Source organism: Sporosarcina cascadiensis, assembly GCF_009650995.1.
GTDB lineage: Bacteria > Bacillota > Bacilli > Bacillales_A > Planococcaceae > Sporosarcina > Sporosarcina cascadiensis.
The window spans coordinates 94,416-113,052 of record NZ_WHVV01000007.1; the positions used below are offsets into that span (position 1 = coordinate 94,416).

Consider the following 18,637-nt stretch of genomic DNA (forward strand, 5'->3'; position numbering starts at 1 on the left):
CCTATCTCTTATACTAGTGAAAACAAAAGGACAAGGGGGATTTTGATTGGGCACAAAAACAGTGGAATTAAATAAAAATGTAACGGAGTTTCTAAAAGGAACAAAGAAATTATTTATTAATGGGGAGTTCGTAGAGGCAGAGTCCGGCAAAACATTCGAAACATACAACCCTTCCACAGGAGAAGTGCTGGCTGTTGTCTCTGAAGCCTCTGAAAAAGATATTGATAGAGCTGTGCAGGCGGCGAAGAGAGCGTTTGAAGAAGGTCCATGGCCAAAAATGACGGCAGCTGAAAGAAGTCATTTGATGTATAAACTGTCAGATCTAATTGAAAAGCACCAAGAAGAATTGGCAATTATCGAAACGCTTGATAATGGAAAGCCGATTAATGAGGCAAGAGTTATTGATCTTCCAAATTCAATCGAGACCTACCGTTATTATTCAGGCTGGGCTACAAAGAATATGGGACAGACGATTCCCATTTCAAATGATCTTTTAAATTATACGAAGCATGAACCGGTAGGTGTTGTCGGCGCAATCGTACCCTGGAATTTCCCGCTGATGATTGCAGGCTGGAAAGTGGCGCCTGCTCTGGCGACAGGCTGTACAGTGGTTTTGAAACCGGCTGAACAGACCCCGTTATCCGTTCTGTATTTAGGTAAATTAATTAAAGAAGCGGGCTTTCCGGACGGTGTTGTCAACATCGTGCCAGGTTTTGGCGAATCGGCCGGTGCTGCACTTGTTGAACATCCCGACGTTAATAAAATTGCATTTACCGGATCGACCGCAGTGGGTCAAAATATTATGCGTGAAGCTGCAAATACAATGAAACGTGTTTCATTGGAATTGGGCGGAAAGTCTCCCAATATTATATTGCCGGATGCCGATCTGTCGAAAGCAGTGCCAGGAGTTTTCACCGGTATTATGACAAATCAGGGAGAAGTGTGCAGTGCAGGATCTCGTATCTTTGTTCATAAAGACAAGTATGAACAAGTGATTATCGAATTGACAGCTCTCATTGACAAGGTGAAGCTAGGTGCCGGCATAGAGGAAGAGACTCAAATGGGTCCAGTTGTTTCTAAAGAACAGCAAGAGCGAATACTGAATTACATTAAAATCGGTAAACAAGAAGGAGCGCGTGTAATATCAGGGGGGTCTTGTCCTGAAAGCGGTTACTTTATACCGCCAACAATTTTCGCGGATGTTAAAAATGAAATGAAAATTGCGCAGGAAGAAATTTTCGGGCCAACGGTTGTTGTTATTCCTTTTGAAGATATTGATGAGGTAATTGCGCAGGCAAATGACTCTGAATACGGACTGGCAGCGGGTGTTTGGACAGAAAATATAAGGAATGCACATTATGTTGCAGATCGTCTAAAGGCAGGAACAGTCTGGATCAATACGTATTTATTGGTAAATCCGGCAGCTCCGTTCGGCGGTTTTAAAAAGTCCGGTTTCGGCCGTGACATGGGATCGTATGCATTAGATAACTACACTGAAGTAAAAAGTGTTTGGCTTAGTCTGGAGTAATTCACATTATGGCTAGAGCGACGGTAATACAATATTGCAGCTCTTTACGATTTAACCAGGCATCTATAGAGAAACACTGACGATAAGACTTTGGCAGGCGAAAAGGGGAAAAAGACGATGAGCGAGATTCAAGCCAATTCAATTGAACAAAGAAGTTACGAATATGTACCGGTGGAGGAAAGAAGAGGAAACCCGAAGCAGTTGTTTTTTACTTGGTTTGCAGCGAATACCGTTTCAACGACATTAATCACCGGTGCGTTAGCCATTATTATTGGTTTGAATTTTTGGTGGGCAAGTCTGGCCATCATTGCAGGGCATGCACTTGGTGCAATAGTTATGGCCCTGCACTCAGCTCAAGGCCCAAAACTTGGGATACCTCAGGTCATGCAAAGCAGAGCGCAGTTCGGTTATTTTGGCGTAATCTTGCCAATGCTGATCATCTTTACGATGTATCTCGGTTATGGAGCGAGCAATACAGTGCTGGTGGGTCAGGGAATCTATGAATCACTGGGAATCAATGTCACGCTAACTATACTGATAAGCCTAATACCAATGGTGCTGCTGGCAATTTATGGTCAAGGATTAATCCAGAAATCAATGAAGCTTTATACGATTGTCTATGTAGTGATCTTTGCAGTATTAACCGTGCTTGTCATCAGTCAAATATCCATGGTGGCGCTTAACACAGGGAGCTTTTCATTCACTCAATTTGTTCTGGCTATGTCGATTTGTATTACATGGCAGATTACTTATGGTCCGTATGTGTCTGACCATTCACGTTATATGCCTCCGAATACAGGACGAAAAACATTTATCTATTCTTATTTGGGAAGTTTCTTGAGTTCTGCATGGTTAATGCTGTTGGGTGCAGCGCTTGCGAGTATGGTGGTAAATGGAAATGTAATGGCGCAAATTAAGGAATTAGGCGGTGGCACAGGTGTAATCATTGTCATCTTACTGTCGCTTGGGTTAATTGTAATTAATTCACTAAATATTTACGGTGCGGGGATTATCCTACTTTCCATTGCCAGCAATTTTGTTGATTTTAAAACAACGATCAAAATCCGGGTGTTTGCCTCCGTCGCAGTAGGGGTCATTTTGGCACTGGCGGCTACAGTCGGTGCCGGTAACTTTATGTCATATTTTCAACTGTACCTAGGGTTTATTCTCTTCTTTATCATTCCTTGGAGTACGATCAATTTGACAGATTTCTATCTTTTAAAACGTCAGAATTTTCAGCCTGAGGAATTTATGAATAAAAATGGGCGATTCGGCAAACTTCGTAAGGGATCGTTAGCAATTTACCTGTTCGCGGTAACTTGCCAAATACCATTTACGAATAATGGGATTTACCAAGGTCCGATTTCCAAGGCAATGGACGGATTGGACATTGCATGGATTGTAGGACTGCTGGTTGCTTTCAGCCTGTTTTATGTTTATGAAAAAAGTAAGGACAGCAAAGCAGCAAAAGTTCAGTCGAGTACGGATAATCTGGATGCGATCTAAAAAAATGTGTAATTTTCATCTGCCGGCTATCACGCAACACAATAATTTCATGGCAGATTGGGGGCTTTCCTAAAAGAAAGCCTCGTCTAGTAACCATGACAACTGGAGGGGTAATTATGAGAATTGGGATACCAAAGGAAATTAAGAATAATGAAAACCGGGTTTCAATGACGCCGGGCGGAGTAAAGACGCTTTGTTTGGCAGGGCATGAAGTGGTATTGGAAACAAATGCAGGATTACAATCTGGATTTACAAATGAAGAATATGTCCAAGAAGGTGCTATTATCGTTGCCACTGCACGAGAGGCATGGGCTGCAGATATGGTCATGAAGGTAAAAGAACCTTTGCCGGAAGAATATAGGTATTTCCATGAGGGACTTATCCTATTCACTTATCTGCACTTGGCAGCTGAACCAGAATTGGCGAAAGCATTAGTGGATAATAAAGTGACGGCCATTGCTTATGAAACAGTAGAATTACCGAACCGTACATTGCCGTTATTAACACCCATGAGTGAAATTGCAGGCAGAATGGCATCTCAAATCGGTGCTCAGTTTTTAGAGAAAACAAAAGGCGGAAAAGGGATTCTGCTGGCGGGTGTGCCTGGCGTACGACGCGGTATCGTGACAATTGTCGGCGGAGGCATTGCAGGTACAAATGCAGCCAAAATTGCAATCGGATTAGGAGCACACGTCCGAATTATAGATATCAGTGCAGATCGCCTGCGTCAGCTGGATGATATTTTTGGAAATAATATTACGACGCTTATTTCCAATCCTTTTAATATTACGGAAGCTGTAAAGGATGCGGATCTTGTGATAGGGGCAGTTCTGATTCCGGGTGCCAAAGCGCCAAAACTTGTAACTGAAGATATGGTGAAATCTATGAAGCCGGGGTCTGTATTGGTGGATATTGCAATTGATCAGGGAGGTATTTTTGAAACCAGTGACCGAATCACCTCACACGACGATCCAACTTATGAAAAATACGGCGTGGTACATTATGCCGTAGCGAATATGCCCGGAGCGGTGCCGCAGACAGCAACCCAAGCATTGACGAACGCAACGATCCCTTTTGCAGTTCAGATTGCAAGTAAAGGGTATAAGAAAGCCTGCCTCGATAATGAAGTCCTTCTAAAAGGGATGAATGTCTACGACGGACATGTGACGTACCAGGCAGTCGCAGGCGCTTTGGGATACGACTATGTCTGCCCTAAAGAGATGTTGCAGCGTGAAAGTGCTGTCTCGAGCTAAAACCGCAATTTCAGATAATCCAACTACTCCATGTTACGCCTTTGGAATATGTAATGTCGCTTGATGCCCACGTATTATGAATGCTGGATAAATCATCGGTTACTTACATCAATTGAGCTGACATCTTTGGAATTATACCGAAGTTTTTACATCCATCTAAGAAATGGAGAGGCTCGAATATATGACAAAACCATTGAAAAGAACGTTAGGATTATGGGCGGCTATTGCGATGGCTGTCGGTATCGTTGTAAGTTCAAGTGCTTTAGTTTCTCTAGGCGAAGGATTTGGTATAGGAGGACGCGGATTTCTCCTGGCTATGCTGGCTGCCGTATTCCTGAATCTATGTATTGCATTTTCTTTCTCAGAGCTGTCAGGCATGATTCCGAAAGCAGGCGGAATCAACCATTACACTTTGCCGGCAATGGGACCGTTTATGGGAATGATTTCGGTTATCAGTGGATATTTACTGGTAACAATATTTGCCGGAAGTGCGGAAGCAAGCATTGCGGGAGTTGTCTTTACGGAAGTGTTTGCGCCGAATATTAATCCTATTGTCATTTCATTAGGAATTACAATTCTATTGGCCGTTGTAAATACGGTGGGTGTAAAAGTCTTCAGCTGGACGCAAATTATCCTGACCACATTACTAATTGGCTCTACATTAACATTAGGGTTCATTGGCTTAACAGGTTTTGGAGCTTCGGGTGAAGCGATTGAAATGACCTCTGATTTTAATCCGACCGGGTGGGGTGTATTCAGTCTGACAGCTTTGGCTATTTGGTTGTTTATCGGGATTGAGTTTGTAACACCGATGGCGGAGGAAATAAAGAAACCGAGCAAATACATTCCAATCGCAATGATTTCTGCACTCGTAATCATTCTGTTCGTGGACATTATTTTCGGATTCGCAACAGTAAAGTACGTGCCATTAGAAACGCTTCAGGGATCGGCTTCCCCGCACGTGGATGCTGCCAATGCAATTTTAGGGAAGACTGGGCTTGCCTGGATGGGAATTGTAACCATTTTAGCGACCACCAGTACATTAAATACAATGATTTGTTCCATTTCCAGAATGCTTTACGGAATGAGTCTTGAAGGGCAGCTGCCTAAAGTCTTTTCGAAGACAAACCGCTGGGGGACTCCCTGGTTTGCTATTGTATTCTTAAGCGGGTTGTTTGTGGTCTTCCTGTTGAATGGACTAACATCAAGCAACTCCCTGGTAACTTTTATTTTAGCCGGATGTTTCTGTTGGTTAGTCACGTATTTCATTGCACACTTGAACGTAGTCATCCTGCGTTTTAAATATCCTGAACTTAAGCGTACTTTCAGATCTCCGCTTGGTTTAACATTCCAGTTTATCGGAATGGCGGGAATCTTATACGTAATGTTCAATATGTCACCGGATGCAGCGATGAAAAAGTCCATTTACACCTATTCGTTCATTTTCCTGGGACTTACTGTCATATACGCATCTCTGTGGGTTAAGTTTGTCATGAAGCGTAAACTGTTTGAAGCCATGACAATGAATGAAGTATTGGAACTTACAACAACGCCATCAGAACCTTTGGAATCTGCGCCGTTAGTCACTGCAAATACTCAACTGGCTGCTGATGAAGAATTATGATATTTTATTGTTGACACTATTTAAATTAATCTGTATATTCGTAGTTAGGCAGTGAAGAACATTTTAACATTACTGCCGGATCCTTCCTAGATTCGCAGAAAGGAAAAAGAAGGAATCTATTTTTTTAAACAATTAAGGACTAATTGAGGAATATGTCCGAATAAAAGATGGGAGGAATTTTCATGACAACAGAATTAAGCCGCTTAGAAAAATTGGCGGCAGTGAACAATTTGATTTTTCGGGAAGTAATAGGCCATTTTACAAGCGGCGTCACTGTCATTACGACAAAGCATGAAGGTGTCAATTACGGTGTCACTGCAAGTGCAGTTTCCTCATTATCGGTTGATCCGCCGATGTTGTTAGTTTGCATCAATCAGGCAACTGGTACATGCAATGCGATTTCTAAGGCGAAAGTATTTGGAGTGAATATTCTTCATGAAGATCAGGGAGAAATAGCCATGCAGTTTGCCAGACCTTCAAAAGATAAATTCCAGGGGATTGAAACAATAGAAGGGAAACTTGGCGAGCCGATTCTTAAGGAAACACTTGCTCATCTGGAATGCAGAGTGGTGCAGGAAGTAACTGGCGGCACACATTCGGTTTTCCTTGCAGAAGTGGTTCATGCGAGTGCAGAAGAACGAAATCCGCTTACATATTACCGCGGGAAATTCGGGCGCTTCTTATCTCATAATGACGAAATGGTTTATCTCGAACTTCGCAGCAAAGTACTGAAACGGGATTTTCAGCTGATGGAGCCATTCAATGTCGGCAGTTTAACGGAAATGATAAAAGTTCCCAGACAAGTCATTTACCATGCACTTACCAAGCTGGAAGCAGAAGGATTAATCTCACGGAGTGAAACAGGAGATTATTCTGTGACCCCGCTAAGTATCGAGATGCTAACAGAAGCTTTGGAAACACGCTGTGCATTGGAAGTGGCAGCTGTTGAAAAAACAGTTGGCAATCTGTCAAAAGAGGAACTGGCCGTACTGAGAAAACGCGTGGAAGATACGCTGCCGAATAAAGAAAATGGAATCACTGATATTGATAAGTATATAGAAGCAAACATTTCGCTCCATGATTACACGATTGCTTTAACGAATAATGCCACTTTACTTGATTCCTATCGTCGCCTGACAGCAGAAGCAGTCATGAGCAGCGCACTGCGAGTAGCTTTTGAAGCAAATAACAGTACCGCAAAAGAGGAACTTAATAAACTGGCTGATGATCACGAATCGTTGCTGCTGGCATATGAAAACGGAGATAAAGAAGCAGCGAAAGAAATTATACAGCAGCATACAGATGAAGCGAAAAAACTGGGTAAATACATTATTAGCCATGCTGGCGGCAGCATTTGATTTTATTATAAAAAACTAAAACTTTAGGAGGAATTTATATGGCTTTATTAACGGGAGACGATTATCGCAGATCACTGAATGACGGCAGAGAAGTATATATTGATGGAGAAAGAGTGCACGACATTGTAAATCATCCGGCATTTAAACCTATTATAGACGTGAAAGCACGCATGTATGACATGAACCATGAAGAACGGTACAAAGATAAATTGACTACGAAGCTGGCGGATGGCGACGAAATTTGCCGTGCATTTAAATTGCCGAAAACAAAGGAAGACCTAAAAGGTATCCGTACGTATGTAGAAACGGTGTTAGATGATCTGGGCGGAGTCGTTTACCGTGTTGGAGATGAAACAATCGGTGAAATGTGGTCACTCTATGATGCACAAGAACGCTTAAATGAAATCGATCCAACATATGCAGAGAATATTAAACATCACGTAGAGCGTGTGGCGAAAAAAGACTTATTCCACGTTTCTGCAAACACGGATCCTAAAGGAGACCGCAGTAAGCTGATCAACGGTGAAGATGGCGGGACACTTCTTCACATCGTTGCTGAAAATGATAAAGGAATCGTGGTGCGGGGTGCGAAGTTTGAAACTGCTGCTGCTTATGCACACCAGGCTTTCGTAAAACCAACAATTTCGAACTGGTCAAACTCAAGCGTTAATATGGAAAACTACGCAGTTGGTTTCATTTGCGATATGGGGTCTCCAGGCCTGAAACATATTTGCCGCTCTCCTGTCGGCGCAGGGAAAGATCCGGTTAACTACCCGCTTTCCAGTAAGTTTGAAGAAATTGATACCTTATTGATCTTTGATGATGTTTTGATTCCTTGGGAGAATGTATTATTCCACCGCAACTTGGAGTCTGCAAAATATATCAGGGAAACAGTTCACCGTTACTCTTCATACAACTATGTCCTGCGTCTCTTAAGAAGAGCGGACTATCTAATTGGTGCAGCATTATTGAATGTTGAACAAACAGGTTTGACGAAGATCCCTGCAGTACAGCAGAAGCTTTCTGAGCTGATCAACTACCGTGAAACAATTAACGCTCATTTGACGGCTGCCGTTTCGGAAGCACAGCCGACATCAGGCGGATTGATGATGCCGAACCAGTCTCTTCTTTACACAGGGCGTGTGCATGCATTGAAGCATTTCCCTGAAATGGCTCACTTAGCACGGGAATTGGTAGGCGGACAATTGGCAGTCACTCCTGATATGGAAACAATGAAAGATCCACAAATCAAAGAGTACATCGATAGATTTTATTCTGTTGGTGAGTGGAGTGCAGAAGAGCGCGCGAAGTTGTTGTACTTTGCCCGTGATATGCTCAACTCTTCTTATGCAGGTCACCAAATTACGTTTGAATTGTTCGCACAAAGCCCACCGTTCGCACAGCATGCAGCTGTCTTCAACAACTATGACTTAACACCGAACCGTGAGTTGGTTATGAAAGCTGCAAATCTGTCGCCTGGTTTAGCATTACAGTCATGATCGGTTTAGCTTCCCCGCTTTGCGGGACAGCGCTTTCAAATAAGTGAATGCTTAAAAAGGAGAGGTGTCATACATGCAAGTACATAAATCCAAGACATTGAAGCTTCCGGAATGTGTCCTGACAGTCGGCGCGCTAGATGGATTACACATTGGCCATCAGACATTATTGAAACATGCCCGTAAGCAAGCCGACAAATTGGGTGTGCCGCTTGTCGTGTATACATTCGATCCTCCGCCGAAGGTGTTCTTTCAGCATGTAAAGTTATTAACCCCCTTGCCGGAGAAATTAGCAATGCTTGACGGGTTGGATGTAGATCATGTCGTGATCGCACAATTTAGTGCAGAGTATATTTCACAAGGTGTAGAGCAGTTTTTGCAAGAATTAACCTACTTAAACCCGTTGGAAATTTGTGAAGGCCATGATTTTCGTTTTGGAAGAGGCCGGGAAGGCAATGTCCATACATTGCGTAAGTATTATAATGTATTCATTCTGGAACCGGTTGTCTGCAGCGAAGGAAAAACGATTTCGTCTACACGGATCAGAGCATTATTCCAAATGGGTGAATTTGAAGAAGCCAACCGGTTATTGGGCTGGAATCGAATGAAGCGGACCAACCAAGTGAAGGAAAAGTATACAGTTGAATTTTAATTTACCTAATAGACCAATGGAGGAATGATGAAGATGACAATTTTTGAAGATACAAAGAAAGTAGAAATTCAGCGTTTCAGAAAATTCAAGACAGACGAGTATTATCCTTCAGATCTAGGCAAGCCCGAGCATCATATCGCGAATGAATTAAGTATGGCTGTTCGTGCGGGAAATCGTATATTTCTCCGCGGTCAGACAGGCTTTGATTTGGAAGGGAACTTTCATGGAATCGGTGATGTGGCTGCGCAGACGGATATGGCATGCCGCTGTGTGAAACAGTTGCTGGAAGAGGCTGGCGGATCGGTGAAAGATATTTGTAAGATGACGGTTTATATTTTAAATCGTGAAGATCGCAGTAAAGTCTACCCGGTCATCGGAGAGCATTTCAAAGATGTGTATCCATGCAGTACGGGTTTGATTGTAAGCGGATTTGCCATGCCGGAAATGTTGATGGAAATCGATATTGAAGCAGTGATTAGCGAGTAAGTTAGAACAACTCGAATAGTAACCAAGTTGCAATGGAGGGTAATTATGAAATTTACGAATACTTTTTCAGTAGCAGGAAGATGTGAAGAAACAGGCGCATTAGGAGTTATTGTCACATCCAGCAGTCCTTCTGTAGGCGCAAGATGCCCGTGGGCAAAACAGGGTGTCGGTGCGATTCTAACGCAAAATGTAACGGACCCGAGGTTAGCCAATATCGGTTTGAATGTCTTAGAAAATGGCTTTGACGCTGAATCGACAATTAATGCAATGAAGGAAACAACCCCCTTTAGTGAATATCGACAATTAGCTGTTGTGGATGCAAACGGGAACTCTGCCGTCTTTACTGGTAATAAAGCGCTTGGTGTTCATGGGGAATTCTCGGCTGAAAATGTTGCAAGTATCGGTAATTTGTTAAGTGATCCTAACATTCCGGAACAGATGGGCAAAACCTTTCTGAATGCAAAAGGCTCGTTGGCAGATCGGTTGATTGCGGCTATTTCTAAAGGATTTGAAATGGGTGGAGAAATGGATCAAGAACATTCCATCGGCCTATTAGTTTACCAAGAAGATGCATTCCCATTTGTAGATTTACGGGTGGATTACAGTGATCAGCCACTGGAAGATTTGAAAAGAGCATGGGAAATTTATGGGCCGCAAGCTGAAGACTATCGTATCAGAGCTATAACTCCCGAAGTAGCTCCGTCATATGGAGTTAAAGGAGACGAATAATTTCGGTTCATGCAAATGCAATATGCAGCCTTAGACATAACAATCTGTGGCTGCATATTTTTAATAGTAACCAATAAAATCCACGACTGCTAAAGGCAGAAAAGAATATGAAGTGCCTGCCGGATCAGTTATGGTTCAGACTCTGGCTGATTGTGTTTATTCAAACAGCCAGAAACAATTATGCGTGCATAGCCGATATTCCAATATATTACAAGGAGTGGGTTACATGGGCATTCGAAGATTTCGAACGATCTACATCATTATCAGCATTTTGTTGTTTTCGACGGTTTTATTTCCGATGTTTACAATTGGCAATAAGGCGTATCCAATAATAGTTGGGATTCCCTATAGCTTCTTCTGGGTAATACTGTGGATTTTAATTACTTTCTTTACAGTTCTAATTCTATATTTTTTAGACCCGGACAAAGAGGAGGCATAAATATATGGAACACTGGCAAATATCGATGTTTATTATGGTGTTATATTTAGCGATCGCACTTATTGTTGGGGTGTTGGCGGGCAGAGGGACAAACAAGGCTTCACTGGAGGAATTTACTACTGCGGGCAGAGGGTTAGGTTTGTTTTTGACTTGGTTTCTAATGGGGGGAGCTATTTTTAGCGCCTTTTCATTCTTAGGTGCACCGGGATGGGCATTTACACGCGGGGCTCCTGCGTTTTACATATTGGCGTATTTGGCCTTCTCACTGCTGCCTTGGTATATTCTCGGTCCAAAAATCGGAAGGATTGGCCGAAAATTTAATCTTTATTCGTTAGTCGGTTTTATTCAGACACGCTTTCAAAGTAAACCACTGGGGATCCTGGTCGGGTTTATTGCCTTTTTTGCCTGTATTCAGTATTTAGCTACTCAATTACGGGGTATGGCCATTATTTTTAATATTATGACGGATGGTCGGATTGCTTTCTGGTTTGGCGCTTTAATTGCCTACGCTATTGTTGTTACGTATGTTGCGACAGGCGGTTTGCGGGCAGCAGCTTGGTCAGATGTGTTCCAGGGGGCATTAATGATTATTGTATCTTGGGTCATAGGCATCACGATAGTGAAGAAAATGCATGGGACGACAAGCGAAATGTTCTCAAAAATTGCTGCATCAAATCCGGACTTTTTGAGAATTGGAGCGGAAGGTTCCACTATGTCGGCTACCGCCTTTACTTCGGTCATATTGGTCTCTGTCATAGGCTTTCTGATGTGGCCGCATATGTTCGCCAGATCCTATTCTTCCAATGCGCTGACGATTAAAAAGACTGTTCTTGCCTATCCGTTATTTGCATTGTTGATCATTCCTTTATTGTTAGCAGGTTTTGCTGCGGTTGGAATTGTCGAGGTGAGTGCAGTTGGTGAATCGGATCAAATCTTGCCATACTTAATTACCACTTTTTTATCCTTGCCGGGCTGGCTGTATGGACTTGTAGGGGCGGCAGCACTGGCCGCAGCGATGTCAAGTGCGGATGTTATTACACATAGCGCATCCATGGAGTTTACAGATGGTGTCATTAAGAATATATTCCCGAATTTGTCAGATAAACAGACGCTGTTGATTATGCGGAGCGCTGTAGTGGTGATTGGAGCATTAGCTTATTGCATAGCAGTATTTGGAGGACAAGGTGTTGTAGCTTTATTATTGGGGGCCTATGGATCGATCATTCAGTTTACACCGGGCGTACTCAGCGCACTGTACTGGAGACGGGTAACATCCAAGGGCGTATTTACTGGTATAGTAGTGGGCTTTGCAGTCAACTTTTATTACCAAATGTTTGCAACTTCCACACCATTTGAAATACATCCAGGTCTAATTGGTTTACTAGCCAATACGGTTGTCATGATCGGCGTCAGCTATGTGACCAAACCAAATACGAATTCTGTAATAGAAAGTTATGTAGATGATCGGAAGGTGATCACGCTAACTGATGAAAAAAATACGAAACCTGATATTTCGGTTGATACGTATTAATCTTAGGAGGATAAATAATGGTGCAAATTCAGTTGCCGCGTTTAGTGGAAGATCTTCAAAACTATGCAGCATATGGCCGTGATGAACGCGGAGGGATTACACGACCAAGTTTTTCACCGGAAGATTTGGAAGTCCGAATACGTTTTATTGAAGAATTACAAGAACTAGGATTAGACATAACGATTGATGGCATTGCAAATATCTGGGGGAAACTAAAGGGGAACGGAAAGAAAAAAGGCAGTATAGTTATCGGTTCTCACTTAGACACAGTACCAAACGGCGGGAAATATGATGGGGCGCTTGGTACGCTTGTTGCAAAAGAAATAATTCGCACCATTATCGAAAAAAATATCATATTAGATCACGATCTGGAAATCGTTTCATTTACTGCTGAAGAATCGAATGATTTTGGTTTATCCACGCTGGGGAGCCGTGCTTTCGTTGGGAAGTTGTCAGAAGAAGAACTTAGAATAGCTGCTGACTCCAAGGGATTTTTGCTAAGTGAGGCTCTGCAGACAGTAGATGGAGATATCGATAGGATCCATGAAATGGCAGCTATGAGAGAAGAGAAAAAGGTATTTGTTGAGATGCATATCGAACAAGGGAAACGCTTGGAATCAAATGGTAAGTCAGTAGCGATTATCAATGGACTGGTAGGAGTGTACCGAAGTAAAGTGACTGTGATTGGGGAAGCAAATCATTCAGGCACGACCATGATGCCACATCGCAGTGATGCACTGACAGCTGTCGCTGAAATGATTCTTGCAGTGGAACAGATTTGTGGGGAAGATAAGACGGACCTGGTTGGCACTGTCGGGAAATTGGATGTAGAACCGAATGCTGTCAATATTATACCGGGAAAGGTAGATTTTGTGCTGGAAGTTAGGGGTGAATGCCAAGACCGAATGGACCGGGTTGTAGATGAAATTAACTCAAAATGGAATGAAATTGCTAAACGTCGCGGTGTGCAAATTAGCCAATTACTATTGCAACAGCAGCAGCCCACAAAGTTGGATGAAGAAATTGTTTCTATTTTACAAAAATCAGCAGATCAAGTGTCCGTTCCTTATATGACGTTACCGAGCATGGCAGTACATGACGCCGCCCATATGTCGCTTATTTCAAAATCTGCGATGATTTTTGTAAAGAGTATTGCTGGGAAGAGTCATTGTCCTGAAGAACACAGTACTTCAGAGGATATTAAATTAGCGAGTACTGTCATGTTGAATGGAATTCTTGCAATCGATCAGCAGATAGATTAAATAATCTGACTGCCCTATATATTTGATATGAATCTAGAAAGGGATGGATAGATGTGAAGTATCGAATAGAAAGTGATTCACTGGGAGAGAAACAAATACCTGCGAATGCTTATTATGGTATTCAAACTGCCCGTGCTTTGGAGAATTTTCCGATTACCGGTGAAAAGCCTCATCCTGAATTGATCCGTTCTATCGCGTTAATTAAAAAAGTTGCCGCCAAAGCCAATGCGGATATTGGTTTGTTGGATAAATCTATCGCAGCTGCGATCAGAAAGTCTGCCGAAGAAATGGAATTGGGATTATGGAATAATCAAATTGTTGTAGATACAATTCAAGGAGGCGCAGGCACATCATTAAATATGAATGTGAATGAAGTGCTTGCCAACCGTTCAATCGAGATATTGAAAGGCTCAGATCACTCTGTCAGTTCAAATTCTCACGTGAATATGTCGCAATCAACAAACGATGTGATCCCAACTGCAGTCCATCTAACTTTAATTAAATTGGCAAAGACCTTATGCGAAAGTCTACACTCCTTGCAAGAACAGATGGTCATAAAAGAAAAAGAATTTGACAGTGTTATTAAAATGGGACGCACTCATTTGCAAGATGCCATCCCCATACGGCTTGGTCAAGAATTTGGTGCTTTTGCCTGCGTCATTAAACGGGATATCGTTCGTATTGAACAATCTGTACAGCAGCTTAATAAAATCAGTATCGGGGCAACTGCCATCGGAACGGGTCTGAATGCCAGGGTTGATTATCGTGAGAAAATGATTGAATACTTAATAGAAGAAACAAACTATCCATTGAAAACAGCGGAGAATTTAGTGGATATCACACAAAATACAGATCGATACACGGAGATTTCCTCTGCCTTGAAAATATTAGCTATTAATCTTTCAAAGATTGCAAATGATTTACGATTGCTGTCATCAGGTCCGCTGACAGGATTCAATGAAATTAATCTACCGGCCAGACAGCCGGGATCATCTATTATGCCAGGTAAAGTAAACCCTGTTATTCCAGAAGTGATTAATCAAATATCGTTCCAAGTGATCGGGAATGATCATACTATTTCACTTGCTTCAGAGGCAGGGCAATTAGAACTTAATGTAATGGGACCGGTAATTATGTCGAATTTATTAAAATCATTAACCATACTTACGAATGGTGTAGAAGTATTATCAGAGTTTGCAATTAAAGGAATTACAGCAAATGCCGAGCGCTGTAGAGAGTTAGTAGAATCTAGTGTTGGCATTGTCACTGCTATAAATCCTCATGTCAGTTATGAGATTGCTGCCCAAGTTGCAAAGGAAGCACTTATCACAGGAAAGTCCGTGCGTTCGATCTGTATACACAATGGGTACCTGACAGAAGAAGAACTTGATATCATTTTAGATGCGAAGGAAATGACTGAACCTGGTATTGCCGGTTCCACGCTGTTGAAAAAAGTTGTGGGAATTTCATAATACGTAAAAACACACATCGCAAAACGACTTTAGAATTGTTGATGGATGGTCCAATGGAAATTGCATATGGAATTCGCAAGTTGATTGTAAAATCGGCTTGCGATTTTTTGAGAAGTACTTTAAATACAAGTTTTATAGTTGACTTTATTTAGTTCACCCCCTAAACTAATACTATTAGTTTAGGGGGTGGACTATTTTGAAAGAGCAGCTACAAGAGGCAGTGGATTTATTTGAGGAAGTGATCATTTACGGCACAGAACATGTGGTCAAGAACCTCAATGTACCGATATGGAAAGAATATTCACCGGAACAAATACAAGTTCTGAAAATTCTCTCAGCCTATGGCAATCTATCAAGCGGCAAGCTGGCGGAAATACAGGGCGTGCATAAAAGTGCCATTTCCACACGGCTGAAAAAACTGGCGGACAAAGAGCTGGTGCAATCGGAAAAAGATCCGAATGACCAGCGCAGCAATCGGATTTCATTGACGGCAAAGGGGCGTGAAATTCTCGCAACCTCTAACGAAGCCATCTATGAAAATATTGAAAGCATATTCAAAGACCGTATTGATGAGCAGGAGCTGGAACAATTTATCGAGACATTCCGCAAGCTCAAAACGATTTTATTAATGAAGGAGATGTAACGTTTGAAAACCGTCTTGAAATTAAAGTGGCCGATCGCAATCGGTCTGATCGTATTAACGGCTGTGCTATTTTTGCTCGCACCTGATCTGGCAAAGCAGGCCGAGGATGCAGGCTCATTCCAGCTGCTGGACTCAGCGGATTCCCAAAAAGCAGCAAAAATGCTGGAAGAAGCAGGGGAAGCTGAAGAAACTATTTCCCTAGTCTATCCGCTGGAAAAAGCGGCGGACGAGGCAAAGCAGAAAGAAATTTCCGCAACGGCAAAAGAAATAAAAGAGCTCAGCGGAATTGTCACGGATGTTCTCGATCCGTTTGAGAGTGAAGAAATGCAAAACCAGCTGGTCTCTGAGGATAAAAAAACAGTGCTGCTGCCGATTACAGTTGACGGCACGCAGGATGAGATTATAGCACTGGCAAAACAAATTAAAAAAGAAGTGCTGCCTCAGGATGAAACCATTTACATGACTGGTGAAGCAATCATCAATGATGACGTCAACGAAAGTGCGCAAGAAGGACTGAAAAAGACCGAAGTCATTACAGTCGTATTGATTTTTGCTTTATTGCTGATTGTCTTCCGTTCGATTGTCACGCCTTTCGTTCCGTTGCTCGCAGTCGGAATCACGTATTTGCTCAGTCAGTCACTTGTGGCATTTTTCATTGACTGGTTCGGATTCCCGGTATCGAATTACACCCAGATTTTCCTTGTGGCGATTTTATTCGGATTAGGAACGGATTACTGTATTTTGCTGTTAAGCCGTTATAAAGAAGAATTGCTTGCAGGGCATGAAGTGGAAGAAGCGATCATTAACACATACAAAACTGCCGGACGCACGCTGTTCATCAGTGCGCTTGCCGTCTTTATCGGTTTTGCCGCAATCGGATTTGCGGATTTCCCGATCTTTAAATCTGCGGTAGCAGTTGCTGTGGGGATTGCGGTCCTGATGCTGATTCTCTACACAATCGTTCCGCTGTTAATGGCACTGCTGAAAGATAAATTGTTCTGGCCGTCTAAAGGGGCCGCATCGCATAAAGACAGCAAGCTGTGGATTTCATTCAGTAAAGTTTCGGTCATGCGTCCGCTCGTTTCGATGCTGATCGTTGCGGTGATTACCATTCCGCTGTTATTGACATATGACAATGATCTGTCGTTCAATACGGTGGATGAAATTGACAGCAGCAAGGAATCGGTGAAAGGATTGAACCTCATTTCCGATGCATTCGGCGAAGGGGATTCATTGCCGGTTCAAGTATTGCTGAAGAAAGATTCACCAATCGTCAAAGAAGGCGATGTCACGTATCTGGAAGCCATCGCACGTGACCTGGAAAAAGTGGAAGGCGTCAAAAGTGTCCGCACAGTCACACGTCCGACCGGCGAATTGCTTGAAGATCTCTATGTGGATCATCAAATCGCACTAATGGCAGACGGTCTTGATGAAGCGACTGACGGACTGGGTGAAATCGGCAAAGGTCTGGGCAGTGTGGAAAATGGTTTGAATCAAATCACCGGACAGCTGCCAGCCGGCTCTGCGGGCGGGGACGGACTGCGCCAGGCGTCAAACGGCATTAAGCAGATTAACGGCCAGCTTGCGCAAATTGCAGGAGGACTGCAGCAAGGCATGCCGGCAGCACAGGCAGCCGGTGGACTGAACGCACTCAGCGCCGAACTCGGCAAAGTGGGCAATGGCATTGCAGGCGCTGCTTCGCAGATCGACCAGAGCGGTTCGCAGCTCGGAGCGCTCAGCGGCGGTCTGAAGGAACTGGCGGGCGGCGTCAAAGCAGCCAATGAAGGATTGACTGAAGTCGGCGACGGCTTAAACGAATTATCTGTGATGCTGAATGATATGGGCGATACGAAAAGTGTCCGCGACACAGGATTATTTATTCCTGCAGGCACGCTTGAAAATGAAGAGTTCAAGCCGGTGATCGACCGTTATACATTCGACGGTGAAAAAGGTATTTTGATGGAAGTTATCCTGAAGGAAAATCCGTATTCACGTGAAGCGATTTCCACGGTGCATGCTATTAAAGAACAAGTTAAACGTTCTGTCATTGACACGCCGTTTGAGGATGCGGAACTTGCATTCAGCGGGATCTCCAGCATGAACTCCGACTTGAATGATATTTCATCTGCGGATTTTACGCGCACGGTTACGATTATGCTGGTCGGTTTGTTCATCGTGCTGTTTGTTTTATTCCGTTCAGCGATCATGCCGCTGTATATGATCGGATCACTGCTGCTGACATATTATACAGCTGTTTCGATCACCGAGCTGATTTTCGTCAATGGCCTTGGCTATGACGGCATCAGCTGGGCCGTTCCGTTCTTCGGATTCATCATGCTCATCGCGCTCGGCGTCGATTATTCGATCTTCCTGCTCGACCGATTCCGTGAAGAGAGCATCGGCGGCTTGAAAGTCAAAGAGGCTTTGATTCATTCGATGGCGAAAATGGGTACGGTCATTATTACAGCTGCTGTAATTCTGGCGGGTACATTCGGGGCTATGATGCCTTCAGGCGTACTCAGTCTGGTTCAGATTGCAACCATTGTTATTTCTGGATTATTGCTGTACGGATTGATTATCCTGCCGTTGCTAATCCCTGCCATAACAGTTTCATTTGGCCGGGGTGTCTGGTGGCCGTTCAGAGGATAATATAATAAA

The 18,637-nt window shown here is 43.1% G+C and carries 14 protein-coding genes; all 14 read left to right on the top strand.

The window, feature by feature from the left end; all coding sequences use genetic code 11:
* Positions 1-46 precede the first annotated feature (46 nt).
* Entirely contained in the window at positions 47-1,528 is a 1,482-nt protein-coding gene (locus GDZ68_RS09330) for an aldehyde dehydrogenase family protein (RefSeq protein ID WP_153722023.1), read from the top strand.
* Positions 1,529-1,645: 117 nt separating this feature from the next.
* Complete coding sequence (locus GDZ68_RS09335; protein WP_153722024.1) at positions 1,646-3,034, top strand: purine-cytosine permease family protein; 1,389 nt, start codon at positions 1,646-1,648, stop codon at positions 3,032-3,034.
* Between the two features lie 116 nt (positions 3,035-3,150).
* Positions 3,151-4,287 (top strand): alanine dehydrogenase, encoded by a 1,137-nt coding sequence (gene ald, locus GDZ68_RS09340; RefSeq protein WP_153722025.1) that lies wholly within the window; start codon positions 3,151-3,153, stop codon positions 4,285-4,287.
* Between the two features lie 181 nt (positions 4,288-4,468).
* Positions 4,469-5,911 carry an APC family permease gene (locus GDZ68_RS09345; protein ID WP_194841116.1) on the top strand — a complete coding sequence of 481 codons (1,443 nt, stop codon included), beginning with the start codon at positions 4,469-4,471 and terminating at the stop codon, positions 5,909-5,911.
* Between the two features lie 182 nt (positions 5,912-6,093).
* The gene (locus tag GDZ68_RS09350) at positions 6,094-7,269 is read left to right on the top strand and encodes a flavin reductase (RefSeq protein ID WP_153722027.1); all 1,176 of its coding nucleotides are present in this window, start codon (positions 6,094-6,096) and stop codon (positions 7,267-7,269) included.
* 38 nt (positions 7,270-7,307) lie between these two features.
* Entirely contained in the window at positions 7,308-8,768 is a 1,461-nt protein-coding gene (locus tag GDZ68_RS09355; RefSeq protein ID WP_153722028.1) for a 4-hydroxyphenylacetate 3-hydroxylase family protein, read from the top strand.
* A 73-nt stretch (positions 8,769-8,841) separates the two neighbouring features.
* Positions 8,842-9,417 (top strand): adenylyltransferase/cytidyltransferase family protein, encoded by a 576-nt coding sequence (locus tag GDZ68_RS09360; protein ID WP_153722029.1) that lies wholly within the window; start codon positions 8,842-8,844, stop codon positions 9,415-9,417.
* Positions 9,418-9,450: 33 nt separating this feature from the next.
* The gene (locus GDZ68_RS09365; protein ID WP_228551065.1) at positions 9,451-9,903 is read left to right on the top strand and encodes a RidA family protein; all 453 of its coding nucleotides are present in this window, start codon (positions 9,451-9,453) and stop codon (positions 9,901-9,903) included.
* Positions 9,904-9,948: 45 nt separating this feature from the next.
* Positions 9,949-10,632 carry a DUF1028 domain-containing protein gene (locus tag GDZ68_RS09370; protein WP_153722031.1) on the top strand — a complete coding sequence of 228 codons (684 nt, stop codon included), beginning with the start codon at positions 9,949-9,951 and terminating at the stop codon, positions 10,630-10,632.
* Between the two features lie 443 nt (positions 10,633-11,075).
* Positions 11,076-12,602: a sodium:solute symporter family protein gene (locus GDZ68_RS09375; RefSeq protein WP_153722032.1), complete on the top strand. Its 1,527-nt coding sequence runs from the start codon at positions 11,076-11,078 to the stop codon at positions 12,600-12,602.
* Between the two features lie 17 nt (positions 12,603-12,619).
* Entirely contained in the window at positions 12,620-13,864 is a 1,245-nt protein-coding gene (locus GDZ68_RS09380) for a Zn-dependent hydrolase (RefSeq protein ID WP_228551066.1), read from the top strand.
* Between the two features lie 53 nt (positions 13,865-13,917).
* A complete protein-coding gene (locus GDZ68_RS09385; protein WP_153722034.1) occupies positions 13,918-15,336 on the top strand; it encodes an aspartate ammonia-lyase in 1,419 nt (472 codons plus the stop codon).
* 196 nt (positions 15,337-15,532) lie between these two features.
* Positions 15,533-15,979 (top strand): MarR family winged helix-turn-helix transcriptional regulator, encoded by a 447-nt coding sequence (locus tag GDZ68_RS09390; protein ID WP_153722035.1) that lies wholly within the window; start codon positions 15,533-15,535, stop codon positions 15,977-15,979.
* A 3-nt stretch (positions 15,980-15,982) separates the two neighbouring features.
* The gene (locus GDZ68_RS09395; protein ID WP_153722036.1) at positions 15,983-18,628 is read left to right on the top strand and encodes an MMPL family transporter; all 2,646 of its coding nucleotides are present in this window, start codon (positions 15,983-15,985) and stop codon (positions 18,626-18,628) included.
* The last annotated feature ends 9 nt before the right edge of the window (positions 18,629-18,637 follow it).